The 24,551-nt window shown below is 74.4% G+C and carries 20 protein-coding genes and 1 pseudogene; 9 read left to right on the top strand and 12 right to left on the bottom strand.

The window, feature by feature from the left end; translation table 11 throughout:
* Nucleotides 1-104 precede the first annotated feature (104 nt).
* On the top strand, nt 105-1,049 hold the full coding sequence (locus tag AC1VWI_RS12410; RefSeq protein ID WP_499511039.1) for an esterase/lipase family protein: 945 nt from the start codon (nt 105-107) through the stop codon (nt 1,047-1,049).
* A 9-nt stretch (nt 1,050-1,058) separates the two neighbouring features.
* Here the strand turns inward: AC1VWI_RS12410 and AC1VWI_RS12405 are convergent, their stop codons facing one another.
* The 3 genes from AC1VWI_RS12405 to AC1VWI_RS12395 all read right to left on the bottom strand — a co-directional run bounded on the left by AC1VWI_RS12405 (nt 1,059) and on the right by AC1VWI_RS12395 (nt 3,447).
* Complete coding sequence (locus AC1VWI_RS12405; protein ID WP_499511038.1) at nt 1,059-2,075, bottom strand: lytic polysaccharide monooxygenase auxiliary activity family 9 protein; 1,017 nt, start codon at nt 2,073-2,075, stop codon at nt 1,059-1,061.
* Nucleotides 2,076-2,354: 279 nt separating this feature from the next.
* Nucleotides 2,355-2,579, bottom strand: coding sequence for a hypothetical protein (locus AC1VWI_RS12400; RefSeq protein WP_499511037.1), 225 nt, complete (start codon nt 2,577-2,579; stop codon nt 2,355-2,357).
* Nucleotides 2,580-2,688: 109 nt separating this feature from the next.
* A complete protein-coding gene (locus AC1VWI_RS12395; RefSeq protein WP_499511036.1) occupies nt 2,689-3,447 on the bottom strand; it encodes a DUF2637 domain-containing protein in 759 nt (252 codons plus the stop codon).
* Nucleotides 3,448-3,934: 487 nt separating this feature from the next.
* Between AC1VWI_RS12395 and AC1VWI_RS12390 the strand changes: the two genes are divergently transcribed.
* From AC1VWI_RS12390 to AC1VWI_RS12380, 3 genes are all read left to right on the top strand, one after another.
* A complete protein-coding gene (locus AC1VWI_RS12390; RefSeq protein WP_499511035.1) occupies nt 3,935-5,464 on the top strand; it encodes a carboxyl transferase domain-containing protein in 1,530 nt (509 codons plus the stop codon).
* Between the two features lie 322 nt (nt 5,465-5,786).
* A complete protein-coding gene (locus AC1VWI_RS12385) occupies nt 5,787-6,953 on the top strand; it encodes a methyltransferase domain-containing protein (protein WP_499511034.1) in 1,167 nt (388 codons plus the stop codon).
* Nucleotides 6,950-7,324 (top strand): GntR family transcriptional regulator, encoded by a 375-nt coding sequence (locus AC1VWI_RS12380; protein ID WP_499511033.1) that lies wholly within the window; start codon nt 6,950-6,952, stop codon nt 7,322-7,324. The genes AC1VWI_RS12385 and AC1VWI_RS12380 overlap by 4 nt, the downstream gene beginning before the upstream one ends.
* Nucleotides 7,325-7,334: 10 nt before the next feature.
* On the opposite strand, the gene AC1VWI_RS12375 is transcribed toward AC1VWI_RS12380, so the two are convergent.
* The gene (locus AC1VWI_RS12375; RefSeq protein WP_499511032.1) at nt 7,335-7,892 is read right to left on the bottom strand and encodes a TrmH family RNA methyltransferase; all 558 of its coding nucleotides are present in this window, start codon (nt 7,890-7,892) and stop codon (nt 7,335-7,337) included.
* Nucleotides 7,892-9,016: a DUF5925 domain-containing protein gene (locus tag AC1VWI_RS12370; protein ID WP_499511031.1), complete on the bottom strand. Its 1,125-nt coding sequence runs from the start codon at nt 9,014-9,016 to the stop codon at nt 7,892-7,894. The genes AC1VWI_RS12375 and AC1VWI_RS12370 overlap by 1 nt, the downstream gene beginning before the upstream one ends.
* Before the next feature lie 357 nt (nt 9,017-9,373).
* On the opposite strand from AC1VWI_RS12370, the gene AC1VWI_RS12365 reads away from it, so the two are divergent.
* Nucleotides 9,374-10,165: an SGNH/GDSL hydrolase family protein gene (locus AC1VWI_RS12365; protein WP_499511030.1), complete on the top strand. Its 792-nt coding sequence runs from the start codon at nt 9,374-9,376 to the stop codon at nt 10,163-10,165.
* 91 nt (nt 10,166-10,256) lie between these two features.
* On the opposite strand, the pseudogene AC1VWI_RS12360 reads toward AC1VWI_RS12365, so the two are convergent.
* From AC1VWI_RS12360 to AC1VWI_RS12345, 4 genes and pseudogenes are all read right to left on the bottom strand, one after another.
* Nucleotides 10,257-11,903, bottom strand: a pseudogene (locus tag AC1VWI_RS12360) (serine/threonine-protein kinase).
* 82 nt (nt 11,904-11,985) lie between these two features.
* Nucleotides 11,986-13,608: a nickel transporter gene (locus tag AC1VWI_RS12355; RefSeq protein WP_499511029.1), complete on the bottom strand. Its 1,623-nt coding sequence runs from the start codon at nt 13,606-13,608 to the stop codon at nt 11,986-11,988.
* A complete protein-coding gene (locus AC1VWI_RS12350; protein WP_499511028.1) occupies nt 13,605-14,960 on the bottom strand; it encodes a tetratricopeptide repeat protein in 1,356 nt (451 codons plus the stop codon). Before AC1VWI_RS12350 ends, AC1VWI_RS12355 begins: the two co-directional genes overlap by 4 nt.
* A gap of 116 nt (nt 14,961-15,076) precedes the next feature.
* The gene (locus AC1VWI_RS12345; RefSeq protein ID WP_499511027.1) at nt 15,077-16,645 is read right to left on the bottom strand and encodes a DUF4331 domain-containing protein; all 1,569 of its coding nucleotides are present in this window, start codon (nt 16,643-16,645) and stop codon (nt 15,077-15,079) included.
* Between the two features lie 174 nt (nt 16,646-16,819).
* On the opposite strand from AC1VWI_RS12345, the gene AC1VWI_RS12340 reads away from it, so the two are divergent.
* Both AC1VWI_RS12340 and AC1VWI_RS12335 read left to right on the top strand, forming a co-directional pair.
* Nucleotides 16,820-17,617: an anti-sigma factor gene (locus AC1VWI_RS12340; RefSeq protein WP_499511026.1), complete on the top strand. Its 798-nt coding sequence runs from the start codon at nt 16,820-16,822 to the stop codon at nt 17,615-17,617.
* Nucleotides 17,618-17,733: 116 nt separating this feature from the next.
* The gene (locus AC1VWI_RS12335) at nt 17,734-17,997 is read left to right on the top strand and encodes a hypothetical protein (RefSeq protein WP_499511025.1); all 264 of its coding nucleotides are present in this window, start codon (nt 17,734-17,736) and stop codon (nt 17,995-17,997) included.
* Between the two features lie 126 nt (nt 17,998-18,123).
* Here AC1VWI_RS12335 and AC1VWI_RS12330 read toward each other — a convergent pair whose 3' ends face one another.
* Genes AC1VWI_RS12330 through hmgA form a run of 3 tightly spaced genes read right to left on the bottom strand, consistent with a single transcriptional unit; the run spans nt 18,124 to nt 21,466 of the window.
* Nucleotides 18,124-19,365 (bottom strand): type ISP restriction/modification enzyme, encoded by a 1,242-nt coding sequence (locus AC1VWI_RS12330; RefSeq protein ID WP_499511024.1) that lies wholly within the window; start codon nt 19,363-19,365, stop codon nt 18,124-18,126.
* A 14-nt stretch (nt 19,366-19,379) separates the two neighbouring features.
* The gene (locus tag AC1VWI_RS12325) at nt 19,380-20,141 is read right to left on the bottom strand and encodes a GntR family transcriptional regulator (protein WP_499511023.1); all 762 of its coding nucleotides are present in this window, start codon (nt 20,139-20,141) and stop codon (nt 19,380-19,382) included.
* Nucleotides 20,138-21,466, bottom strand: coding sequence for a homogentisate 1,2-dioxygenase (gene hmgA, locus AC1VWI_RS12320; protein ID WP_499511022.1), 1,329 nt, complete (start codon nt 21,464-21,466; stop codon nt 20,138-20,140). The genes AC1VWI_RS12325 and hmgA overlap by 4 nt, the downstream gene beginning before the upstream one ends.
* Nucleotides 21,467-21,532: 66 nt before the next feature.
* On the opposite strand from hmgA, the gene AC1VWI_RS12315 reads away from it, so the two are divergent.
* The gene (locus AC1VWI_RS12315) at nt 21,533-22,213 is read left to right on the top strand and encodes a TetR/AcrR family transcriptional regulator (protein ID WP_499511021.1); all 681 of its coding nucleotides are present in this window, start codon (nt 21,533-21,535) and stop codon (nt 22,211-22,213) included.
* A 95-nt stretch (nt 22,214-22,308) separates the two neighbouring features.
* A complete protein-coding gene (locus tag AC1VWI_RS12310) occupies nt 22,309-24,543 on the top strand; it encodes a molybdopterin oxidoreductase family protein (protein ID WP_499511020.1) in 2,235 nt (744 codons plus the stop codon).
* The last annotated feature ends 8 nt before the right edge of the window (nt 24,544-24,551 follow it).

Genomic DNA, 24,551 nt, shown 5'->3' with positions numbered 1-24,551 from the left:
GTTTGTTACTCCTCCGTAAATTGACGGAAGCTCAGCACTCTGGTGATCCGGATCACAGGCTGCACGGGAGCCAGTCATTCCCCCACCTGCGAGGAGATCGCTCGATGCTGCCCATCAGACCGCGATCAGCGCTCCGGCTCCTCTCCGCGCTGACTCTCACCGCCGCCCTCTTCGCCACCCCCGTCCTGGTGGACAGCACGACCACCGCACTGGCGAAGACCCCCGCGTCCGACACCCACGCCACCACGACCGTCGCCGCCGCGACCACCACCGCCGGCGCCACCGCGAGCAGCGGCTGGAACAACTGGTCCTGCAAGCCGTCCGCCGCCCACCCGCGGCCCGTCGTCCTCGTCCACGGCACCCTCGGCAACTCCATCGACAACTGGCTCGGCCTCGCGCCCTACCTGGTCAAGCGGGGCTACTGCGTCTACTCCCTGGACTACGGCCAGCTGCCCGGCGTGCCCCTCTTCTACGGGCTCGGCTCCATCACCGCGTCCTCCCAGCAGCTCGCCGACTACGTCGACCGGGTCCTCGCGGCCACCGGCGCGGGCAAGGTCGACATCGTCGGGCACTCCCAGGGCGGCATGATGCCGCGCTACTACATGAAGTTCCTGGGCGGTGCCCCCAAGGTGAACGCGCTCGTCGGCATCGCGCCCAGCAACCACGGGACCGACCTGGGCGGGCTGCTCAGGCTGCTGCCGTACTTCCCCGGGGCGGCCGAGGCCATCGAGCACCTCAGCCCGCAGGGGCTGACGGACCAGATGGCCGGATCGGCCTTCCTCGCCAAGCTGAACGCCGGCGGCGACACCCTCCCCGGCGTCCGCTACACGGTGATCGCGACCAAGTACGACGAGGTCGTCACGCCGTACACCTCGCAGTTCCTGTCCGGCCCCGACGTCCGCAACGTGGTGCTGCAGGACCTGTGCCCGCTCGACCTGTCCGAGCACGTCTTCGTCGGGCTGACCGACCGCATCGTGTTCCACGAGGCGGCCAACGCCCTTGACCCGGCGCACGCCACGGCGACCGACTGCGGGGACGTCTTCAGCTGACGTCCCCCGTCAGCCGACCCGCGTCCGGCGCCTGCGGGCGACGAGCAGCAGCACCGACGCACCGAGCGAGACAGCGGCGGCCCCCGCCGCCATCAGCGAGGTCGTGCCGGTGCTGCTGCTTCCGGTCTCCGCGAGGTCCGTGCCGGAAGGCGACGTGTCCGCCCTCGCGGACGGCTCCGCGAGCGGGCTCGCCGAGCCGTCCGCGGCGGTGTGCGCGTGGTGGTGGCGCACCGTCGACCGGTCCGCCCCGGCGGCGATCCGCGCGTCGTCCGGCACGGAGGCGGTGGGCGCGGGGGCGGTCGTGGCCGCGGCGGAGGTCCCGGTCCCGGTCCCGGTCCCGGCCGGGGCCGAGGTCGCGGGTGCGGCGGGCGCCCCGGGGGCCTTCCCGGTGTCCGCGCCGAAGACCACGTCGGAGCAGGAGTAGAAGGCCTCCGGGCTGTCCGAGCGCTGCCAGATCGCGTAGACCAGCTGACGTCCCGACCTGGCCGGCACCTCCACCGGCAGGACGTAACTGCCGTCCCGTACCTGGGGGTCGGTGACCTTGGCGAACGGCTGCGCCTCAAGGTCCGACCACGCCAGCGGGCGCGACGGGTCGTACCCCGCCTTCGTCATGTACAGCTCGAACGAGCCCTTGTGGCGGGCCGTCACCCGGTACGCCAGGTCCTGCCGTCCCGGCGTCATCCTCGTCGCCGGCCAGTCGGCCCGCGCCAGGTCCAGTGCCTTGAACTCCTCGTTGCCCGCGCTGCACAGCTCGCCGTCCGGTATCACCTGCCGGTGGCGTCCGGCCGCGTCGCCGATGCGCACCCCGTTCCAGTCGTAGAAGGCCTGCGTGCCGCCCGCCGCGACCGCCGCCCTGCACGCGGCCGACGCCGGGTTCTCGGGGTTCTCCGCGTAGCAGGTCAGCACCCGGCTGACCGGGCCGCCCATGGTGCCGTGCGCGCTCGCCGGTCCCGCGGCCAGGCCGGTCAGCGCGAGCGGTCCGATCCCGAGGACGGCGGCCAGGGCGGCCCTGCGGCGTGCGGTCATGGTGGGGTTCTCCTTCGGCGGTGGCCCGGTGCGCGGTGCCGACGGGCGCCGGCGAACCAGCACGCTAGCCGCGCCGCACGGGCGGAACCCCTGTTCGGAGGACCTGCGGGCGATCTTTATGGCGCAGTTAAGGCATCGCTAAGCGGGGGCTGAGGATGCCGGCCGCCGGTGCGGCCCGGGTCCCCCCCCCCCCCCCCCCCCCCCCCGGCACGACGGCGGCGCCGGACAGGAGTCCTGTCCGGCGCCGCCCGCCCGTTCCCGGGTGTGGTCCGCCGGCCCTCAGCCGAGCCAGAGCGTCAGGAGGTAGCCCGGGCTGTCCCAGGTGCACGTGTACTGGTAGGCCTGGCCGGAGTCGACGAACTTCTGGCCGGCCGTCTTGCAGGCCGCGCTCGTCGAGTACACCTTGTACGGCACGCTCGCGTTCGCCGGGGCGGCGAGCGCCAGCATCCCGGTGAGCGTCGCGGCCACGGCCACGGCGACCGAGGCGCCCCTGCGCTTGTTCATGTCCCCTCCAGGAAGAGCTCGTTGCACGACTGGATCACCGGCATCCTCACATCGTCGTAATGGACACGTCAATGATGCGGATCATGGGCGGTGCCGTCGCGCCGTCCCCTCAGGAGGAGTGCCGGCTGCGGGGGGTGCGCCGCGGGGGGTGGGTGAGGGTGATCTGCCGTACGAGCTGGTGGAAGCAGGACAGCGCCGCGATGGCGGGGAGGCTGGCGACGGTCCAGTCGGTGATCGTCCGGGGGGCGGAGGCGACGCAGAACAGGATCGCGAAGGCCGAGAAGAGCAGCACGACCGCCCAGGAGTGCGGGGCCCGGCGCTGGTGCAGCGCGGCCCGCAGGATCGACAACGAGGCCACCATCCAGGGGCCGTAGACCAGCAGCGGCCACCAGCCCGCCAGCCCCGAAGCCCCGTTGGTGGCGGCGATGTGGCGCAACGGGTCGTGGGCGACCATCCCGCCGAGCACGCTCACCATGGCCACGATGGTGGCCGCGACCGCCGCGACGACGAAGCTGAGCGTCTGGGTCCTGGCCGCCTTCTGCCGCAGGGCCGCCCGGCGGATCCTGCGGTGCCGGTGCCGGGTGAGCGGCAGCTCGTGGGTCGCGGACTCCGGGGAGGGCGCGGCGAAGACGTCGTCGTCCTCCTCGTAGTCGTCCACCTCCTCCGTCAGAGGGGGTTCGAGGAGCTGGGCCAATTCCTCCTCGGACGTCCACGCCCCGTTCAGGACGTCGTAGTCAGGGGCGGAGAAGAATCCGTTCCCCGAAGTGTCGTCCGGGGCCTGGCGGGGACTGTAAATGGTGTGGCCGCTGAGGTGGTCCTCGTACGGCATGTCGTTCTCGAAGCGGAAACGGTCCTGCAAAGGCGGCATGAAGGAATTCCTGTCGGGGCCGGGCGTGGGCGGGGGATACGGTGAATGCACGCCCTAATACCGCGCATCCAGATCGATGCCGGAGCAGCGGCGGATGAAATCCCCCTCGATGCCGACCATTTCGTTGGCGAACTGTTCCAGTTCCGAAGAGCAGTACACGAGTGGAATGCGCTCCTCGCCACGCTCGATGTAGGCGTCCGGACTCCGGCCGAAGAATCCCGCCGTCCCCGGGACGAAGACCCAATCCCCGAGGGGGACGCCCTCCCTCGGGCGGTACGGACGGCTGCGGCGGATGGGCGCCGGAACCGTCCGGGGGACCTCGTTCCCGGCCGGCGCACCCGGTGCGTTCTGGGAATCGACTGTGACCACATCCCCACAACGACCCCCGCCCCGTGATGGAGTTGCGCCGTACGAGTGACCTCCGCCCCGTGTTCCGTGAGGTGTTGGCCCTGGCCACAGGCCCCGGCGGGCACCCTAGGGTGACGCCATGACCGAACCGACGCGCCGCCGCGCGGCCGCCCTGGAGCTCATCGACGCCGTCGTCGACCCCGGCACCTGGCACGGCTGGGACGAGCCCGTGACTGCCCTGCCCGGCTACCTCGACGAGGCCGGGTACCGCGCCGACCTCGCCCGGGCACGGGAGCGCACCGGGCTCGACGAGTCGGTCGTCACCGGCGAGGGCAGGATCCGCGGCCGCCGGGTCGCCGTCGTCGCGGGCGAGTTCCGCTTCCTGGGCGGCTCGATCGGCGTCGCCGCGGGCGAACGCCTCGTACGGGCCGTCGAACGGGCCACCCGCGAGCGGCTGCCCCTGCTGGCCTCGCCCGCCTCGGGCGGGACGCGGATGCAGGAGGGCACCATCGCGTTCCTGCAGATGGTCAAGGTCGCGGCGGCCATCACCGACCACAAGGCCGCGGGCCTGCCCTACCTGGTCCACCTGCGGCACCCGACCACGGGCGGGGTCTTCGCGTCCTGGGGCTCCCTCGGGCACGTCACCGCCGCCGAACCCGGCGCGCTCATCGGCTTCCTCGGCCCGCGGGTCCACGAGGCCCTGTACGGCGAGGAGTTCCCGCCCGGCGTCCAGGTCGCGGAGAACCTGCTGGCCAACGGCATCGTGGACGCCGTGCTGCCCTCCGCGGAACTCGCGGACGTCGCGGCACGCGTCCTCGGGGTGCTGTGCGGTGACACGGCGGGCGCCCCGGACACCGGCGGGGCCGGGCCCGAGCCGGCGCCGGGCGTCCCCGCCCCTCCGGCCGCGGAGTCCATCCGGCGCTCACGGCGGCCCGAACGGCCGGGGCTGCGCGCCCTGCTGGCGGTGGCCGCCCGGGACGTGACCCCGCTCAGCGGCACCGGCGCGGGGGAACGGGACCCCGGACTCCTGCTCGCGCTGGCCCGGATCGGCGGCACGCCCTGCGTCGTCCTCGGCCACGACCGCCGGGAGACCGGCGACGGGCGGCCGCCCGCGCTCGGCCCCGCCGGCCTGCGGGTCGCCCGACGCGGCATGGGCATCGCGGCGGAACTGGACCTGCCGCTGCTGTCCGTGGTCGACACCGCGGGTGCCGCGCTGTCCCGGGAGGCCGAGGAGGGCGGCCTGGCGGGCGAGATCGCGCGCTCCCTCGCCGACCTGATGACCGTGCCCGCACCCACGCTGTGCCTGCTGCTCGGACAGGGCGCCGGCGGGGGCGCGCTCGCGCTGCTGCCCGCGGACCGGGTCGTGGCCGCGCGGCACGCGTGGCTCTCGCCGCTGCCGCCCGAGGGGGCCTCGGCGATCCTGTACCGGACGACGGAACGGGCGTACGAGGTGGCCGGGCGCCAGGGGGTGCGGTCGGCGGACCTGGCCGCGCACGGGATCGTCGACCGGGTGGTGGAGGAGACGCCCGACGCGGCGGACGAGCCCGAGGCGTTCCTGGCCCGCCTCGGCGCGGTCCTGGGAACCGAACTCGCGGCCCTGCGCGCCCACCCCCGCGCCGTGCGCCTCGCCGCCCGCCGCACCCGCTACCGGAACCTGGGCCTGAGCTGACGCCCCTTCCGGCGGGAGGCGTTCCGCGGCGGCGGGGATCCGGGCCGGGAAAGCCGGTGGCGCCGCGTGGCCCCGGCCCCTTGCGGCCGGGGCGGGGCGGTGTCCTTGGCCGCGGCACCGGATGCGGGGCCGCAGACACCGGGTCCCGCGCGGGAGGCGTCCGCGTCCGCGGGCGGTTGGGGGCGGTCGTGGTCAGGCCTCGGCGGGATCCGTCTGCCGCCCCTTCCCCGGGGGATCGCCACGTGGGCGTCGTCCGGCCGGGCCCGGCGGCCCCGCGGGGAGGCACGGGGGCATTGTCAGTGGGGGGTGGAAGGATCACGGGGTGGGCGAACTCAGCAGTGACACGTACTGGGACACCGTGGCCGACCGCTTCGACGAGGAGCCCGACCACGGCTTGCGGGAGCCCGCCGTGCGGGAGGCGTGGGCGGCGCGGCTGCGGGCATGGCTGCCCGGCACCCCGGCGGACGTGCTCGACCTCGGGTGCGGCACGGGCAGCCTCGCGCGGCTCGCCGCCGAGCAGGGGCACCGGGTGACCGGCGTCGACCGCTCCCCGCGCATGGCCGCGCTGGCCCGGGCGAAGCTGGCCGGCACCGGGGCCCGCGTCCTGCTCGGGGACGCGGCCGAACCGCCCGTCGCACAGGGCCGGTTCGACGTGGTGCTCGTCCGGCACCTGCTGTGGGCGCTGCCCGACCCCGTGGCCGCGTTGCGCCGCTGGGCCCGGCTGCTGCGCCGCGGTGGACGCCTCGTGCTGGTCGAGGGGCGCTGGGGAGAGGCCGAGCCGGTGGGCATCCGCGCCACCGAACTGGCCGCGATGGTACGGCCGCTCGCCGAGCACACCGAGGTGGAGCAGCTCGCCCACGACACCGCGCTGTGGGGCGGCCCGGTCCACGACGAGCGCTACGCCGCGGTCGTGCGGATCAAGCAGCCCCGCAGGCACACGGAGATCGTCGACGTCCACCTCGTCCTCCGCCGCGGTGACGAGGTCCTGCTCGGCCGGCGCGTCAACACCGGTTACGCCGACGGCCTGCTGCACGCCCCCTCCGGCCACGTCGAGGACGGCGAGGACGTCCTGACCGCCCTGGTCCGCGAGGCCCAGGAGGAGGTGGGCGTCGTGCTGCGCCCCGAGGACGTCTCCGTCGCCCTGGTCATGCAGCACCGCGCGCCCGGCGGGGGCGAGCGCATCGGCTGGTTCTTCGAGGCCGACGGCGGCGTCCACGAGCCGGTCAACCGCGAGCCGGAGAAGTGCTCGGAGCTCGGCTGGTTCCCCCTGGACGCGCTGCCGGACGACATGGTGGCGTACTGCAGGGCGGGCCTGGAGGCGTACCGCGCGGGCGAGCGCTTCGTGCTCCACCTGCACGAGCCGGGGGACGCGATCGCCCACGACCCGGCGGGGCCCGGCCGCGCCGTCGTCCTCGCGGACGGTGCGTGCAGCACAATGGCCGCGACAAACAGCGCTGCCCCGTCCCGCCGGGAGGACGACACACCGTGAGCCTCAAGATCACCGTCAGGCCGGACGCGGCCGCCGCGCCCTACGAGCAACTGCGCGAGCAGATCGCGGACCAGGCCCGTTCCGGGGCCCTCCCGGTCGGCTACCGGCTGCCGACCGTCCGCGGTCTCGCGGACGAACTCGGCCTGGCGGCCAACACCGTGGCCAAGGCCTACCGCGCTCTGGAGTCGGACGGTGTGATCGAGACCCGCGGCCGCAACGGCACCTTCGTCGCGGCCGCGGGCGACGCCGCCACCCGTGAGGCGGCCGCCGCCGCATCGGCCTACGCCCAGCGTGTGCGGCGCCTCGGCCTGGACCGCGCCGCCGCCGAGGCCGCCGTGCGGGACGCGCTGCGCGCCGCGTACGAGGCGTAGCGCGCGCCGCTCACAGGAGTCCGGCGAGTTTGTACAGCGCCAGTGAACCGGCGACCGCGACGTTGAGGCTGGCGCCCATGCCGACCATGGGGATCTCGACGGCGAGGTCGAGCAGGTCGAGCGCCTCCGGCGGGATGCCCTGCTGCTCGTGGCCCAGCACGACGACCGTGGTGCGCCGCGCGGCCGGCAGGTCCGCCAGCCGTACCGCCTCGTCGGCGAGTTCGACCCCGACGACGTGCGCTCCGCGGTCGCGCTGCCGCTGCAGCCAGCCCAGGGGATCGCCGGTCCAGTGCACGCAGGCGGGCCGCCGCAGGGTGTTGCCGCGGGCGAGCGCCTCCGGCACCCAGGGGAAGCGCGGGACGACCAGGCACGCGCCGACGGCGTCGCAGGTGCGCAGCAGCGTCCCCAGGTTGGCGCCGTGCAGCGGCCACAGCGGCGCCGCGTACAGGTGGTCCCAGCAGTGGTGCGACCGCGGGCGGCGACTGCGGCGCAGTTCCGCCGGGGTGCGGGTCCGTATCCTCCCCGTCGCGATCCTCCCCTTCGCACCGCCGGGGGGACCCCCGGCCATCAGAGGTAGAGGCCTCCGGAGGCGGAGGCCGGGGTCGTCTGGTGGGGGAGCGCGGTGCCGCCGGAGGAGGAGGCGCCGCGGCGCAGGGCGTAGAGCTCCGCGAGCGTGGCGCCGTCCCGGCCGATGCCCTCGGACGTGCCGAGCCAGCCGGTCGCCTCGGTGCGGGTCAGCGGGCCCACCTCGATCCGGGCCAGGCAGCGCCCGGGGCGGACCACCGCCGGGTGCAGCCGCTCCAGGTCCTCGTTGGTCGTGATGCCGACCAGGACGTTGCGGCCCTGGCCGAGCAGGCCGTCGGTGAGGTTGAGCAGACGGGACAGCGCCTGGCCGGTCTGGTGCTTGGCCTGGCCGCGGATGAGCTCGTCGCAGTCCTCCAGCAACAGCAGCCGCCAGCGGCCCGGCCCTTCGGTGTCGTCCTCGCCGATGGCGATCTCCATCAGGTAGCCGACGTCGTTGAAGAGCACCTCGGGGTCGAGGACGCAGTCCACCTGGCACCAGTCGCGCCAGGCGCGGGCCAGCGTGCGCAGCGCGGAGGTCTTGCCGGTGCCCGGCGGGCCGTGCAGCAGCAGCAGCCGGCCGCTGACGTCGGCGGCGGTGAGCTTCATCAGCCCGTCCATGGCCTCCGCCACCGGCGCGGTGTAGTTGCCCCGCACGTCGTCCCAGGGGGCGGCGCTGATCTGCCGCGTGATGCGGTGCGGCCCGCGGCGCGGGGCGACGTACCAGAAGCCCATGGTCACGTCGTCGGGCTGCGGTTCCGGCTGGTCCTCGGCGTCCTCGACGGCCTCGGCCAGGACGCGTTGCGCCAGTTCCTCGGTGACCGCGGTCACCGTCACGTCGGCACGGCGGTGCCAGCGCGACACGAGGATCGTCCAGCCGTCGCCCTCGGCGAGGGTCGCGCCGCGGTCCTTGTCCCGCGCGGAGCGCAGCACCGACCCGCCGCCAGGGACGAGCGTCAGCCCCGACTTGACCCGGTCCAGGGACGTGCCGCACGAGTAGGGCTGTTCTCCGGTGACGAAGCGGCTCAGGAACAGGGCGTCGATGGCGTCGGACGGCGAGTCGTCGTCGTTCATGCCGAGACGGATGGACAGGGCGCGATGCGGGGGCGTTGCGTCGGGCATGTCGCTCATGATCCGGCACCGGGTCCGCGTCCGCACCGGGTTTTCGCGCAGTGGCGCAATCACCGGGAATCCCTGAACGCCCGGTGAAACCGGCCCGATCCGGGCGCAGCGGGCGGTTCACGGGGTACCGGTCGCGTGGCCGGGGGTGGCGCTTCCGGGCGGTGCCGCCGTCGGCGCCCCTAAAGGGCGTGCCAACTACGGGAGTAGAGCCCGTCGGCCGAGACGGCGTCACTTCCGGTGCACGCAGCGGCGATCACGGGCAGCTCGCGGGAATGTCCATGTCAAGAAATCTTGGCATGGACACTTCCCGAACGTGTTACTGCGCGGTACGAAAGATGCGGCAGAGATCCTGCTAAGGGAGGTTCCATGAGACTGTCCCGTTTCGTGTCAGCCGCATCCACACTTCTCCTTACCGCCGCACTCGCCCTGGTTGGTGCCGGTTCCGCCCGAGCCGCCGGCCCCGTCTACGTGGCCCTGGGCGACTCGTACTCCGCCGGAGTCGGGTCCGGCAGCTACGACGGATCGAGCGGCAGCTGCTACCGCAGCAGCAAGGCGTTCCCCCGGCTGTGGGCGAACGCGCATAGCCCGTCCGGGTTCTCTTTCACCGCGTGTTCCGGAGCGACCACGACCGACGTGCTCAACAACCAGCTCGGTCCGCTCAACGCCTCGACGACCCTGGTCAGCATCAGCATCGGCGGCAACGACGCCGGCTTCGCCGACGTGATGACCACCTGCGTCCTCAGCTCCGACAGCACCTGCCTCAGCCGTATCAACCAGGCCAGGGACTTCGCCAACAACCAACTGCCCGCACGGCTCGACTCCGTCTACAACGCCATCAGCTCCAGGTCCCCTTCGGCCCGGGTCGTCGTCCTCGGCTACCCGCGCTTCTACAAGCTGGGCACCACCTGCATCGGCCTCAGCGAGACCAAGCGCAGGGCCATAAACGACGCGGCCGACCTCCTCGACACCGTCACCGCCAAGCGCGCCGCCGACCACGGCTTCGCCTTCGCCGACGTCCGCGGCACCTTCACCGGGCACGAGCTCTGCTCGGGCTCGGCCTGGCTGCACAGCCTCACCCTCCCCGTCTACGAGTCCTACCACCCCACCGCCTCCGGCCAGTCCGGCGGCTACCTGCCGGTGTTCACCTCCGCCGCGTGACCCGCGGCACGGCAGCGCGGAGCGCCCGCACGACGTGAGACGAGGGGTGCCGGGCCACCGCCCGGCACCCCTCGCCCGTGCCGGCGCTGCCTCAGGGGGCCGTCGCCGTCCCGTCGGAACCGCTCGGCGACGGGCTCGGCGCCCGGCACGTGACCGTGAACGGGACGTGCGCGGACTCCGTTTCCACAGGACTGCGCACCTCGACCGCCACCCAGCCCTCGATCGTGCCGTCCGGCTCGTAGGACGGTTCGGTGTACTCGACCGTCCGGCTCTTCGGGCCGCCCGAGGGGAAGTCGAGGGTCTGCCAGCCATGGTCGGAACCGGCGCCGCTCGTCCTCCAGCGGTAGGTGACCGTCACCGGGGTGCGGTCGACCGTGACGACCGCCGAGAAGGACGGCGCCTGCTCCGCGGGCGGCGGACAGCCCCCGGTGTAGGTGTCGCGCACGGCCGACACCGTGACGTGGACGTTCACATGGGCCGGGGTGCTGGGCGGCGCCGAGGTGTGCGGGGACGCGGAGTCACCGCCGCCGGTCGTCGCCTCGTAGCCGCTGGCCTCCGTGTCGTCGTCGTCCTGCGAGCCGGTGGCGGACGGGGTCCCGTCGCCGCCCGGGGTGTTCCCGGCGGTCGTGCCGTGGCCGGAACCGCCGGGTGAGCCGTCGTCGAGCAGGGCGTAGGCCACGCCCCCGATGCCCAGGGCGAGGGCGAGCACGCCCGCGGCCATCGCCACCGCCGCGCGACGGGGCCGGGCCGGGGGGCCGCCTGACGGGGGGCCGAATCCGGTGCCGACGGGCGTCGTCGGCCCGAGCGGTGTCGAGGAGACGGGAGTCGAGGAGACCGGCGTGGACCGGACCGGTGTGCCGTCCGGCCCCGGCGGCATCGGCACGGCGGCCTGGGTGGTGGCGTAGGCCGTTCCGGCGCCCGGCGGGGTGCGCCCGGCGGCGAGGGCGTCCAGCCGCCGCTGCACCTCGTCGCCCGGGATCCGGGCCGCCGGGTCCTTGTGCAGCAGCCCGGTGATCACCGGGGCCAGCGGCCCCGCCCTGCGCGGCTCGGGCAGTTCCTCGTCCACCACCGCGCGCATCGTGCTCAGCGCGGTGTCGCGGCGGAACGGCGAACCGCCCTCCACCGCCACGTACAGCAGCACCCCGAGCGACCACAGGTCCGACTCCGGTCCGGGCCGGCGGCCGAGCGCCCGCTCGGGGGCCAGGAACTCCGGTGAGCCCACCAGTTCGCCGGTGCGGGTGATCGCCGAGGAGCCCTCGATCATGGCGATGCCGAAGTCGGTGAGCACGACCCGCCCGTCGTTGCCGATGAGCACGTTGCCCGGCTTCACGTCGCGGTGCAGCACCCCGGCCGCATGGCCGGCGCGCAGCGCCGCCAGCACCCTGCCGCCGATCCCCGCGGCGCGCCGGGGGTCCATGGGGCCCTCCGCGTCGAGGACGTCGGCGAGCGTCACGCCCCGGACGAGCTCCATGACGATCCACGGGCTGCCCTCGGCCATGGCCACGTCTTACACCTTGATGACGTTGGGGTGCTCGACCCGCGCGGCCGCGATGCCCTCCTGCTGCAGCCGCGCGTACAGGCGCTCGACCTCCCCGTCCTCCAGGCCCGGCGGGGCCTTGACCTCCTTGACGGCCACCTCGCGGCCCAGCAGTTCGTCCCGGGCCAGCCACACCACCCCCATGCCGCCCCGGCCCAGCTCGCTGATCAGCCGGTAGCGCCCCGCCACGAGCCGTGTCATCGGCGTGTCCCCCCTTCGTGCCGCCCGCAGCCCAGCATGACCGAACTTCCTCCTGAACGGACCCTTTCGACGGAAAGCTCCCTCAAGCCGGCAGTGCCAGCGCCGCCCTGAGCAGCAGACCGCAGCCCAGCACCAGCACCACGGACGCCGTGGCCAGCGGCGCGAGCCGCCGTGCCGCCGTGAACAGCCGGCCGCGGGCCCGCAGCGCCGACGCCTTCCCGGCCAGCCGCCCGAGGCGCACGACGGCGAAGCCGGCGGCCGTGAGCGTGATCGCCAGGCCCGCGCCGTACGCGAGCACCAGCAGGAAGCCGAACCAGGCCTGGCCCAGTGCCGCGGCGCCCACCAGGACGACCACCGCGGAAGGGCTGGGGACGAGACCGCCGGCGAAGCCGAGCAGGATCGTGCCCCGCAGCGTGGCCCGCGGCTCGTGCGGGTGTGTGTGCGGGTGGGGGTGGGCGTGCGGGTGAGTGTCCGTGTGGATGAGCACGTGGCGCTCGGCGACGGGGCGTTCGGCGGTGAGGACGGCCGCGGGCGCGGTCTGTGCCGCCGTCCCGGGTGAGGGCGCGGGGCGGTGCGGGTGGGCGTGGTGTTCGCCGTGGTGGTGATGGCCGTGCCCGTGGTGGCCGTCCCCATGGTCGTGGCCGTGGTCATGCCCGTGCGGCTGACCCCGCAGCCGCCACGCGCGGCGGAGCAGCGCCGCACCGGCGCAGGCGACCAGCACCCCGCTGGCGACGCCCAGCCAGCCGATGACCGAGGGCGCCGCGGCCGAACCGGTCGTCACCAGCAGGCCCAGCGCGAACACCCCCATGGTGTGGGTGACCGTCACCGACGCGCCCAGCGCGACCATGTCCCGGCGCGACCGGCGGCCGCCCGCCGCGGCCATCAGCGTCTTGCCGTGCCCGGGCGCGAGCGCGTGCATCGCGCCCAGGGCCAGCGCCGTGAGCAGGGCCAGGGCGGCGAACCCCGGGGTGAGCGCGTGCCGTGACACCAGGTCGGTGAGGGCCCGGGTCCAGCGGTCCGCGCCGCGCGGCAGCACACCGGCGGCAGGGGCGTCCTCCTGTGCCGCCAGCGCGGGGCCGCCCGGGGTCACCCGGAAACCGGCCGCGCGTTCGTCGTCGGGCGAGGAGAGCAGGTCCTTCGGGTACGTGGTGAGCCGCCGCGACACCGACGTCCCCGGCACGTCGGCGTCGTGGAGCGTCATCCGGTCGCCGCGCGCGGTGATCTCCCGCCAGCCCGGCCCGGCGGCGATGTCCGCCGGACGGTACGTCAGGGACGTGGACCTGCCGTCCGGCAGGCGTGCCGTCATCCGGCACTCGACGCGCAGTGTCGTCAGCCCCGCCTGCCCCGGCCGTACGGTCGCCGCGGCCCGGCGCACCGTGACCGGTTCGCGGCGACCGCCGACGGACGCCCGTGCGCCCTGTGCGGCCGCGGCGCACCGCGTCCCCGCCCAGTCCGCCAACTCGGCACGGCCCAGCGCCCGGTCGCCGTCCCGGTCGATCGCGGGGACGGCCTGGGCCGCGGGGATCTCGGCGAGGTCCTCGACGTGGTCGATCCGCAGCACACCGGGGGCGGCGACCAGGCCGTCGTAGCGGTTGACGGTGAAGTTGCCCAGCGGATGGGCCTGCGCCTGTCCCGCGGGCAGCAGCGCGAGGGCCGCTCCCGCCGCTGCCGCGGCCGCCGCGGCGGCCGTCCTGCGCCGGATCATGACGGGTCTCCTTCGATGCGTGCCAGCGCGCGGCGGGCGGCGGGGGCGGCGATGGGCGAGAAGCCGGGGTTGAGGCGGAGCGCCGCGGCCAGCGACGTCCTGGCGGCCGCGCGCTTGCCGAGGGCCGCCTCGATGACGCCGCGGTGGTAGAGGAAGGCCGCGTTGCGGTAGCCCGGCGCCAAGGAGCGTTCGGCGTACGTCAGGGCCTCGCGGTCGCGGCCGTTGACGTGCAGGGCCCAGGCGAGCGCGTCGGCGGTGTGGACGGTCTGCCGGCGCGACCATTCGGCCCGGGCCGCGCGCAGCGCCTCCGCGGCGTCCCCGTGGTCGGCGGCGACCAGCGCCGCGTCGAGGTCGGTGGCGACGCCGTTCGCCCTGGCGAGGGCGATCCAGGTGCCGACCACCGCGTACTGCTGCTCCGCCCGTTCGTCCTGGCCGGTGGCCTCGTACAGTTCGCCCAGTTCCGCGAGTTGCGCGGGCAGTGGGTAGCGGTCGACGACCCGGCCCAGGTCGCGCAGGGCCTTCTCCCGGTCGCCGCGCGCCGCGTACGTACGGCCGCGGCCCTCGACCGCCGGCAGGTAGCCGGGGTCGGCGCGCAGCGCGGTGGCGAAGTGCCGCAGTGCGGCCGGGTACCGGCCCTGGCTCCAGGCGAGCTGGCCCAGCGCCGTGGCGACGTAGGCGGTGTCGCCCGGGGTCGCGGCGGAGTCCAGGGCCCGGGTCAGGATGCGGCGGGCACCGGCGGGGTCACCGCGCAGTTCGTGGACGTAGGCGAGGCGGGTGAAGACCGGGATGCCGGGACGCACCGCGTCCGCGTGCTCGGCGGCGCGCAGCGCCTCGTCGTAGCGGCCGAGTTCGACCAGGGCGTCGACCCGTACGGCGAGGGCGCGCTCCCCGTACGGGTTGACCTTCAGCGCCCGGTCCGCCTCGGTGAGGGCGGTGCGGAAGTCGTGGCGGGCGGCGGCGAGCGCGGCCCGCCCGGCGAGTGCGGCGTCGTTGTCGCGGGGGGAGATCCGCAGCGAACGGGTGAAGGCGGCCTGTGCCTGCGGGTAGCGGGTCGGGTCGCCGCTGGTCCTGGCCTGCTCGACGTAGGCGGCGCCGAGCGCGGCCCACCCCGGCGCGTCGTCGGGCTGGGCCCGCAGATGCGTCTGCAGGGCCGCGATGCCGCCCGCGAGGTCGCCCTCGGCGAGGCGGTCCAGCGGGGCGTCGGCGGCGGGTGCCGCGGTCCGTGCGGCGTCCCGCGGGGCGGGGGACCCGCCGAGGACCAGCGCGCCCGCGGTGAGCGCCAGCGCGAGGCCGAGCGCCAGCGCCGCGTACAGGACGGCGGCGCGCAGTCGGCCCGGGGCCGGTACGTCCATGGCTGCTGCCTTTCGGGATGATGGGGTGGAGCCCGGCCGGGGCGCTCGCGGTGCGTCCCGGCCGGGTGCCGTGCGGTGTGCCTGCGCCCGGCCGTGGGGCCCGGCGCAGCGGTGCCTCAGGCCCGGCCGTGCGCCCGGCGGCCGGCGGGGCTGCGGCGCATCCGCCACCACAGCAGCGCGGCGCCGATCAGCAGCACGCCCGCGCCGCCGGAGGCCGCGGAGGCGATCAGCACGGTGTTGTCGTCACCGCCGCCCGTGAGCAGGCCGCCCCCGTTGAGCTGGGTGACCCCGTTGGTCTGCGCCGAATTGGTGGCCGGCTTGGCCAGCGGGCCGTCCGAGCCGGAGGCCGGCAGGGCCACGTACGGGAAGCTGGCGCCGAAGGCCTGGTCGTTGGCGTTGACGGCGTCGCCGAGGTCGTTCTTCGACCCGACCAGTTCGCCCTCCACCACCTGCAGCGCGATGTCCACGACGTCGTCACCGAGCCGGCGGCCGTTGGGGAAGCCGGCGTTGTCGCCGTCCAGGACGCCGAGCCGCTTGGGCTTGGCGGTGGGCGGGACGGCCGTGTTGAGCCGCAGCATCTCCGACGGGCGGACGTGCGGCGGCTGGTTGAGCTTGGGCACACCCGTCAGGAACACCTGGACGAGGTCGTTGCGCGGGGTGGCCGGCGCCTTGATCTTGTAGATGCCCTCGATGAGCCCGGGCAGTTCGGGGTGCGTCACGTTCTTGAGGAACTGGGCGTCGTTCCAGGGCGAGGACGCGTTGAACCGGTCCTTGTCCTTGAGCGGGTTGACCACCTCGTTGACCAGCGGCATGCCGAGGCGCGAGACCTGTGCCCAGTCGCCGTTCGCGGTGCGCCGCTGCGTGGTGGACCAGATGCCGACGACCGGCTGCTTGGCCGACTGGCGGATCGCGGCCGTCGGGACCTGCAGGGCGATGGTGTTGACGTTGTAGCCCTTGAGGGTGTCGTCGCCGACCTCGGAGAGGTTGCCCCCGTAGAGCAGGTCGAAGACCCGCAGGTCGAGGAAGAACGGGTCGTCGGACTGGCCGGCGAAGGCCGTGGTGCCGCGGCCCAGGTCCTTGACGGCCTGCTGGCGCAGCACGTTGTAGTCCGGCATCGAGGCCTTGCCGACGTTCGACGGCGCGACGGGCACGTCGTTCGCGACCTTGTAGCGGCCGGTGACCTGCTGGTCGTGCAGCCGGAACAGGTCGATGTCGTAGGTCTGGAAGAAGTTCAGGTCCGGGTCGTCGAGGCTGGTGACCGGCCCGGTGTTGTAGAGGAACGTCTTCTTGTTGCGGAGGTGGTCCCGGAACGTCCACCGGTAGAGGTAGTCGCCCTGGGCGTCCCCGTCGCTGTCGATGTGGATGTCGTACTGGGCGTCATTGGCGAACTTGTAGAAATTCGGGCCGCCGGCCGGGTCCTCGAACGGTATCCAGTTCGCCACCAGCGTGGTGGTGTCCGGGCGGTCGGGGCTGACGAACGCGTAGACGTCCGTGGTGTCGTACTGCGGCTGCCCCGAGATCAGCGGTGCCTCCCGGTGGCTGGACGCCTGTGCCGTCCCCGGCTCCAGTCCGGTGACGCCCACCGCGGCGAGTCCCCCCGCTGCCAGTGCGCCGGCGGCCAGCAGGGCGATCGTGCGCGATCGCCCGAACCGGGCCGTGAGCCTGTTCCTGCTGTGTGCGGTCATCGCGTCGGTCCTTCGCGAGTGTGGCCCCTCCCCCTTGGAAGAGGTCCTGCGTGGGTTGTTCGGGGCCGGTCGGACGGCGGATTGGCGGACCGGGGCGAATTTGTGTCACAGGGTTGTAACGTGATATGGGCCCGGCCGGACGGTGCGGCACCGCGGAGGGAAGCGGGGCGACCCATGAGAGGTTCCGTGCACGAACTGGCCCCGGCGTACGCGCTGGACACCCTCGCGCCGCGGGAACTGCGCCGATTCGAGCGGCATCTGATGCGCTGCGACGCGTGCGCCGAGCGGGTGCGGGATCTGGCCGGGGACACCGTGCGGCTCGGCAACCGGGGTTCCGCCGTGCCGCCGCCCCCGATGGTGCCGCTGCTGGTGGACGGGGTGCCGGTGGACGGCGTGCCGGAGGATCCGGAAGCGCCGCAAGCCCGGGAACCCCTGGAAGCCCTGGGGCCGGGCCGGTGGTGGGAGGCGTGGCGCCGGCCGTCCCCGGCGCGCCTGGCCGCGACGGGCGCCGGGGCGGCCCTCCTGGCTTGCGCGGTGCTGGGCGCCCTGCTGCTGCGGACCGCCACCCAACTGGACCGGGAACGGGGGAACACGCGTGCGGTGAACGAGGTTCTGACGGCCGCCGATGCCCGCCCCGCCTACGCGAGCGACGACCATGGACGGGGGGTGACCGCCGTGGTGTCACGGGACCTGCGCCGCGCCGTGGTGACGGTGCACGGGCTGCCGCGCCTGGAGGGACGGAACGTCTACCAGCTGTGGCTGGTGAGCGAGCGTCCGACGTCCTTCCGCTCCCTCGGCGTGCTGGGCGCCGATCCGGCGGCGGACGGCACGCCCGCGCCGATCGTGACCGACGGGCTGAACGAGCGGTCGTACGCGTTCACCGTGACGGTTGAGCCGACTGGCGGATCCGTGGTGCCGACCTCGGATCCCATGGTGCAACTTCCCCTGCTCGCGCTGGGGATCGGTTCGTGACCGTCAACCCCCTTGACGCACAGGTGAATCCGGGAACGCGGATGCATAGGTGACGCCGCAGGACGATAGGGTTACCCTGCCCGGTGCCGGGTGCCCTCGAACGGGTGGGGAGTGTCATGGATCAGATAGCAATGCGGAGCAGGCCGCGAGTGCCTGCCGTCACGTGCGGGAGCAGCGCGTCCAGCGCGCGTCTCGACCGCCATCTCTCGGTGCTGGCCGGCCCCGCCGTGCCGCAGCGGGAGGCGGAGGAGGCCACGCTGTTGATGCGCGAGCTGACCTCGCGCGACCACGTGCGCGCGAACGCCAACCGCGGGGCGCGTGTGTCGCTGTTCGCGCCGCTGCGGCGGCTGCGCCGTTCGCTCTTCGGCAGCCGCGGCTGACCGGAGGCGTCCTCGGCGTTCCTTCCAGCGGACAGGCTCGGGCGCAGTACACCGTCCCGGCACCGCGCTGCGTCATGCGGCGCGTCGGTGTGCTCCGTCCGAGCCTGTTGTCGTGTCGACTTGTGGTCACAGCAGGGCGAACTGCCCGTCCGGTCCCTCTTCGTGGTGATCCAGCACGGAGGCCGGGCGGCGAGCGGAATCCGGCACCGGCAGGACGCGGGCCGCACGCAGCTCGGCGGCACTGATCCGCGGGCCGTCCGCGACCCGGGCGGCGAGCGCGCGGCGGGACGGCCGCAGCTCCGCCAGCAGGGCCAGCACACTGACCAGCTCCAGCAGTTCGGTCGTCCTGGCTCGCGGCCAGGCGGCGGGCCGGACCGCGTCGAGTCCCTCCACCACTCCGGCGGGGAGCCGCCGCTCGAACCAGGTCTCCAGCACCCGCGTCCCCCCGGCGTGGAACTCCCAGGCCGCCTGCGGCACCGGCGCCACCCGTCCGCTCCCCAGCACCAGCGCCTGCTCCTCCGGGTCGTACGACGGGGCCTCCCGCGGCACGTCGGGCAGCGCCGCCCGGACGTAGGGGCGCCGGCCGCCGGGCAGCCGGGGATGTCCCGTGGGGCGGTCCTCCGCCGGATCGGCGAAGCGGGCGCCCCGGGTGTGCAGCCACAGCAGACGGCGGCCCAGCGCGACGCCCTCCGCCCACAGCGCCGGATCGGCGGTGAGCGGGACCCCGACGGGCGAGCCCGTGGCGAGCGCGGCGACCCAGGCGAGCACGTCCTGCGCGCCGACCGGGGTGTCCAGCCGACGGGCGAGTTGGTCCAGCAGACCCGGCGCGAGGTTCGGGTCCCGTCCGCCGGGGCGGCGGAACAGCGGCCGGATCCGGCCGGGCCGGCCGGCGGGGGAGTGGCCGTCGGGGAGCAGCGCGGAGAAGGCCAGTGGCGGCCCCGGGACCTGCGGCAGGCGCGCCAGTTCCACCGCGTACAGCTGCCGGTCCTCGTCGGCGACCCGCCACAACTCGGGGCGGGCGGCGTCGATCAGGCGCTGGTCGGGGATGAGCCACTGCTGGTCGTACGGGCCGTGGAGCACCCGCACCGGCTCCGCGCAGGGGCCCTCCTCGCGCTCCAGCCGGGTGGTGGGCGCCGGGTGGCCCGGAAGCTGGGCGACGGCGGTGTGCGGGGTGCGCGCCCGGGTCGGATGGAACAGCCGCTCGCGCTCGGCGCCCCCGGCCTTCACCAGCCGGTCCCAGCGCGAGGTGAGGGTCGCCGCATCGGGGGCCATGACCCAGCTCCGCCCCAGGCGCAGGGGCGGGACGGACCACGGCATCAGGTCCGCCAGCGTCGGCGCTTCCTCGCTCACATCGCTCACCGTGGGCATGCTACTGAGGGCCCTCAGGGTGCCTCCACGGTCACGGTGAAGGAGAAGCGGTCGCCCCGGTAGCGGATGCGCACCACGTCGACCGTGCGGCCCGTGTCGTCGTAGGTCACCCCCGTGTAGTGCAGGATCGGGCTGAGCAGGGGCACCTGCAGCAGCCGGGCGGTGTCCGGGTCGGCCAGCCGGGCCTCGACGGTGTCGGTGATGCGGCTGATCCGTACCCCGAGGGCGTCCCGGAGCACCTTCGTCATCGGCCAGCGCGCCAGGTCCGCGAGGTCGATGCGGGCGGCCAGCTCCGGCAGGACGAAGTTCTCCGCCCAGTTGGTCGGCTCACCCGACTCGTCGCAGCGCAGCCGGCGGTAGGCGACGGTCTCCGGCAGCCCGGGGAAGTACTCGGCGAACTCCTGCGGCACGGGCGCCGGGCCGTGGCCGAGCACGCTGGTGCGGTCCCCGGACTGCTGGGCGACGATCGCGTCGACCGAGCCCAGCAGCCGCACCGGAGCCCCGCGCCGCGCGGCCGGTTCGATGAACGTGCCGCGCCGCCGGTGGCGGCTGATCAGCCCCTCCTCCTCCAGCTCCTTCAGCGCCTGCCGCATCGTGAGCACGCTGACGCCGTAGTGCCCCGCCAGCGCGTCCTCGGTCGGCAGCCGCAGCGGGGCGTCCGGACGACGGCCGAGTATCGAGGCGCGCAGGGACTGCGAGACCTGGTACCACAAGGGGAGTTTGCGGTTCAGGACCAGCGAGTCGGGGGCGAAGGTGCTGCTCGGGCTCGTCGTCATGGCCTGAAGTGTCGCTCAAGCCCCCGCCACACGCCGTCGTAGTCCCGCTGCAGGTGCTCCGCACCCAGCGCTTCCGGGGTCGCCACCACCGGCCAGCGCGTCTCGAACATGAAGGCCAGCCCGTCGTCCACCTTCTGCGGGACCAGCTCGGCGGCGCTCGCCTTGTCGAAGGTGGCCCGGTCCGGGCCGTGCGCCGACATCATGTTGTGCAGCGACGCCCCGCCGGGGACGAAGCCCTCCGCCTTGGCGTCGTACGCGCCCTCGACGAGCCCCATGAACTCGCTCATCACGTTCCGGTGGAAGTACGGCGGGCGGAAGGTGTCCTCGCCGACCAGCCAGCGCGGCGCGAAGACCACGAAGTCGGCGTTGGCCAGGCCCGGGGTGTCGGAGGGCGAGGTCAGCACGGTGTAGATCGACGGATCGGGGTGGTCGTAGCTGACCGAACCGAGCACGTTGAAGCGCCGCAGGTCGTAGACGTAGGGCACCAGGTTGCCGTGCCAGCCGACGACGTCGAGGGGGGAGTGGCCGTACTCGGCGGCCCACAGGTTGCCGCCGAACTTGTTCACCACCTCCACCGGCTCCTCGCGGTCCTCGTACGCCGCCACCGGCGCCATGAAGTCCCGCGCGTTGGCCAGGCCGTTGGCGCCGATCGGGCCGAGGTCGGGCAGCCGGAAGGACTGGCCGTAGTTCTCGCAGACGTAGCCGCGCGCCTCCCCGTCCGGCAGCTCGACGCGGAAGCGCACCCCGCGCGGCACCAGCGCCACGTGGCCCGGCCCGGCGGCCAGGACGCCCAGTTCGGTACGGATCAGCAGCCGGCCGCGCTCCGGCACGATCAGCAGCTCGCCGTCGGAGGAGGAGAACACCCGGTCGGCCATCGAGCGGTTGGCCGCGTACCAGTGGATGCCGATGCCCTCGCGGCGCAGCACGTCACCGTTGCCGCCGACGGTGACCAGGCCGTCCACGAAGTCGGCCGGCTCCTGCGGCAGCGGCAGCGGGCTCCAGCGCAGCCGGTTGGGATCGGGCTCGGCCTGCGTGAAGGGCGCGCTGCGCAGCCGCCCGTTGGCGATGCGGCGGAACGGCGGATGGGCCGCCGAGGGGCGGATGCGGTACAGCCACGAGCGGCGGTTGTGATGCCGCGGCTCGGTGAAGGCCGTGCCGCTCAGCTGCTCCGCGTAGAGGCCGAGCGGTGCGCGCTGCGGTGAGTTGCGGCCGACCGGAACCGCTCCGGGGACCGCCTCGCTCATGTGCTCGTTGCCGAAGCCGGGGAGGTAGGCGAGGTCCTTGCCGGCCTGGATCTCTGTGCTGGCGATCTCTGTGCTGGTCACGATTCCTATGGTTGTCCATAGGAATCAACCCCGCAAGGGATCGGCCGGTCCCTGTGGAAAACCGGCATGATGGACCTCGTGCACAGCAGCGGCAACGGTCTCCGGCGCGTACCCGTCCAGCAGCGCAGCGCCGAACGCTTCGCCCGGATCCTCGACGCGGCCGCGGCGATCCTCGACGAGGGCGGCTACGAGGAGCTGAGCACGCGGGACGTGGCCGCCCGCGCGGGCGTGCCGATCGGCTCGGTCTACCGCTTCTTCTCCAACAAGCGCGCCATGGCCGACGCCCTCGCCCGCCGCAACCTCGACAAGTACCTCGCCGGGGTCACCGACCGCCTCGACGCCCTCGACGCCCTCGGCCCGGCCCCTGGCGACGTGGCCCCCGGCGGCCCCGGGGACTGGCGCCGCCTGATCGACGTCGTCGTCGACCAGTACGTCGCCATGCGGCGCACCGTGCCCGGCTTCGCCCTCGTCAGCTTCGCCGGCCCGGCTCCCGGCCCCGCCGTGAACGACCTGGCCAACCATCTGGTCGCCGACCGGCTGCGTGCGCTGCTCATCGCGCCGCTCGGCGCCGCCGGCGTGGCCGTGACCGACGACCGGCGACTGCGGACGGCCTTCGTGGTGGGTGTGGAGGCCGCCGACGCCCTGCTCAAGATGGCCTTCCGCGCCGAGCCGCAGGGCGACGCCGCGCTCATCGCCGAGACGAAGGTGCTGCTCCGCGCGTACCTCGCCGGCGTTCTGGAGCCGTAGCCCGCGAGCGTCGTGTCCGCGAGTGCTATCCCGACATGCATACCGGTCGGTATGGTGACCGCACACGAGGAAGCGTCCTTGCCCCGGGAGGCCCGATGGCCAGCAGTCGTACCGCCCTGCGTATCTGTCCGCTGTGCGAGGCCACGTGCGGACTGACCCTGACCATCGACGCGGACCGGGTCACCGGCGCCCGCGGCGACCGCGACGACGTCTTCAGCGCGGGCTTCATCTGCCCCAAGGGCGCCTCCTTCGGCGAGGTCGACGGCGACCCCGACCGGCTGACCCGCCCGCTCGTGCGCCGCGACGGCGTGCTCACCGAGGCCACCTGGGCCGAGGCGTACGCGGCCGTCGACGAGGGCTTCGCCCGTGTCCGCGAGACCCACGGCACCGCGGCGACCGGCGTCTACCTGGGCAACCCCAACGTGCACACCATCGCCGGCGGCCTCTACCCGCCGACGGTCATCCGTGCCCTCGGCACCCGCGCGCTGTTCTCCGCCAGCACCCTGGACCAGATGCCCAAGCAGGCCGCGTGCGGCCACCTCTACGGGGACGCGCTCGCCGTCCCCGTGCCCGACCTGGACCGCACCGACCACCTGGTCGTCATCGGCGGCAACCCCCTGGTGTCCAACGGCAGCCTCGCCACCGCCGCCGACTTCCCCGGCAAGCTCAAGGCACTGCGCCGCCGCGGCGGCAGACTCACCGTCATCGACCCCAAGCGCACCCGCACCGCCGAACGCGCCGACCTCCACATCGCCCCGCGCCCCGGCACCGACGCCGCGCTGCTCTTCGCCGTCGTCCACGTGCTGTTCGAGGAGCAACTCACCGGCCTCGGCCACCTCGAAGGCCACGTCACCGGCGTCGACGAGGTCCGCGCACTGGCCCGCGAGTTCACCCCCGAGACGGTCGCCCCGTACTGCGACGTCCCCGCCGAGCTCATCCGCACCCTCGCCCGCGACCTGGCCGCCGCCCCCAGCGCCGCCGTCTACGGACGCCTGGGCAGCACCGCCGTACGCTTCGGCACCCTCGCCAGCTGGCTGATCGACGTCCTCAACATCCTGACCGGCAACCTCGACCGCCCCGGCGGCGCCATGTTCCCGCTGCCGGCCACCGCACGCGCCCCGCGCCCGGCCGGCCCCGGCCGCGGCTTCACCACCGGCCGCTGGCACAGCCGGGTCTCCGGCCACCCGGAGGTCGCCTCCGAACTGCCCGCCGCCGCACTCGCCGAGGAGATCGACACCCCCGGCGACGGGCAACTTCGCGCCCTGGTCACCATCGCGGGCAACCCCGTGCTGTCCGCCCCCGACGGGGCCCGCCTCGACCGGGCCCTGGCGGGGCTGGACTTCATGGTCAGCGTCGACCCGTACCTCAACGAGACCACCCGCCACGCGCACGTCGTCCTGCCGCCGCCCCCGCCCTCGCGCAGCGCCCACTACGACTTCGCGTTCGGCAACTTCTCCGTGCGCAACAACGCCCGCTACAGCCCGCCCGCGATCCCCCTGGAGGACGGCAGGCCCGGGGAGCCGGAGATCCTCGCCCGGCTCTCCCTCCTCCTCGGCGGCTTCGGCCCGGAGGCCGACCCCGCGCTCGTCGACGAGCAGGCCGTCACCCACCGCCTGGCCAAGGAGACCGCCGACCCGCACTCCGCGGTCCACGGCCGCGACCCCGTCGAACTGGCCGCCGCGCTGACCGGAGGCACCGGCTACGAGCGACGTCTCGACATGATGCTGCGGCTCGGCCCGTACGGCGACGGCTTCGGCGCCGACCCCGGCGGCCTCACCCTGCGCAGCCTCCTCGACCGGCCGCACGGCATCGACCTCGGCCCGCTGCGCCCCCGCGTCCCCGAGGTGCTGCGCACCGCCTCCGGCACGATCGAACTGGCGCCCGCGCCGCTCACCGCCGACGTGCCCCGGCTGCTGGCGGCGGTCACCGGCCGGTCCGGGGACGGGCTGGTCCTCATCGGCCGCCGGCACCTGCGCTCCAACAACAGCTGGATGCACAACGTGCCCGCGCTCACCGGCGGGAGCAACCGCTGCACCCTCCAGGTGCACCCCGAGGACGCCACCCGCCTCGGCCTCACGGACGCGGCGCCCGCCCGCATCAAGGGCGACGGCGGCGAGATCGAGGCCCCGGTCGAGGTCACGGACGCGGTGCGGCCCGGAGTGGTGAGCCTGCCGCACGGCTGGGGCCACGACCGCGCGGGCACCCGGCTGACGGTCGCGTCCCGCGAACCGGGGGCCAACCTCAACCAGTTGCTCGACGGCACCCTGCTCGACCCGCTGTCGGGCACGGCCGTCCTCAACGGATTCCCCGTGCAGGTCGCCCCGGCGTGACCCACCGC

The organism is Streptomyces sp. TOM-9, from assembly GCF_056858595.1.
This window is presented reverse-complemented; position numbering and strand designations above follow the sequence as displayed.

Bases quoted from the DNA above. Each gene is read 5' to 3' on its own strand.
- AC1VWI_RS12325 (WP_499511023.1), bottom strand. From the start codon at position 20,141: ATGACGACGAGCCCGAGCAGCACCTTCGCCCCCGACTCGCTGGTCCTG.
- AC1VWI_RS12355 (WP_499511029.1), bottom strand. From the start codon at position 13,608: ATGATCCGGCGCAGGACGGCCGCCGCGGCGGCCGCGGCAGCGGCGGGA.
- AC1VWI_RS12375 (WP_499511032.1), bottom strand. From the start codon at position 7,892: ATGGCCGGGGGTCCCCCCGGCGGTGCGAAGGGGAGGATCGCGACGGGG.
- AC1VWI_RS12395 (WP_499511036.1), bottom strand. From the start codon at position 3,447: ATGCCGCCTTTGCAGGACCGTTTCCGCTTCGAGAACGACATGCCGTAC.
- AC1VWI_RS12390 (WP_499511035.1), top strand. From the start codon at position 3,935: ATGACCGAACCGACGCGCCGCCGCGCGGCCGCCCTGGAGCTCATCGAC.
- AC1VWI_RS12405 (WP_499511038.1), bottom strand. From the start codon at position 2,075: ATGACCGCACGCCGCAGGGCCGCCCTGGCCGCCGTCCTCGGGATCGGA.
- AC1VWI_RS12335 (WP_499511025.1), top strand. From the start codon at position 17,734: ATGGATCAGATAGCAATGCGGAGCAGGCCGCGAGTGCCTGCCGTCACG.
- AC1VWI_RS12340 (WP_499511026.1), top strand. From the start codon at position 16,820: ATGAGAGGTTCCGTGCACGAACTGGCCCCGGCGTACGCGCTGGACACC.
- AC1VWI_RS12365 (WP_499511030.1), top strand. From the start codon at position 9,374: ATGAGACTGTCCCGTTTCGTGTCAGCCGCATCCACACTTCTCCTTACC.
- AC1VWI_RS12345 (WP_499511027.1), bottom strand. From the start codon at position 16,645: ATGACCGCACACAGCAGGAACAGGCTCACGGCCCGGTTCGGGCGATCG.
- AC1VWI_RS12410 (WP_499511039.1), top strand. From the start codon at position 105: ATGCTGCCCATCAGACCGCGATCAGCGCTCCGGCTCCTCTCCGCGCTG.
- AC1VWI_RS12310 (WP_499511020.1), top strand. From the start codon at position 22,309: ATGGCCAGCAGTCGTACCGCCCTGCGTATCTGTCCGCTGTGCGAGGCC.
- AC1VWI_RS12370 (WP_499511031.1), bottom strand. From the start codon at position 9,016: ATGAGCGACATGCCCGACGCAACGCCCCCGCATCGCGCCCTGTCCATC.
- AC1VWI_RS12400 (WP_499511037.1), bottom strand. From the start codon at position 2,579: ATGAACAAGCGCAGGGGCGCCTCGGTCGCCGTGGCCGTGGCCGCGACG.
- AC1VWI_RS12350 (WP_499511028.1), bottom strand. From the start codon at position 14,960: ATGGACGTACCGGCCCCGGGCCGACTGCGCGCCGCCGTCCTGTACGCG.
- AC1VWI_RS12330 (WP_499511024.1), bottom strand. From the start codon at position 19,365: ATGCCCACGGTGAGCGATGTGAGCGAGGAAGCGCCGACGCTGGCGGAC.
- AC1VWI_RS12315 (WP_499511021.1), top strand. From the start codon at position 21,533: ATGATGGACCTCGTGCACAGCAGCGGCAACGGTCTCCGGCGCGTACCC.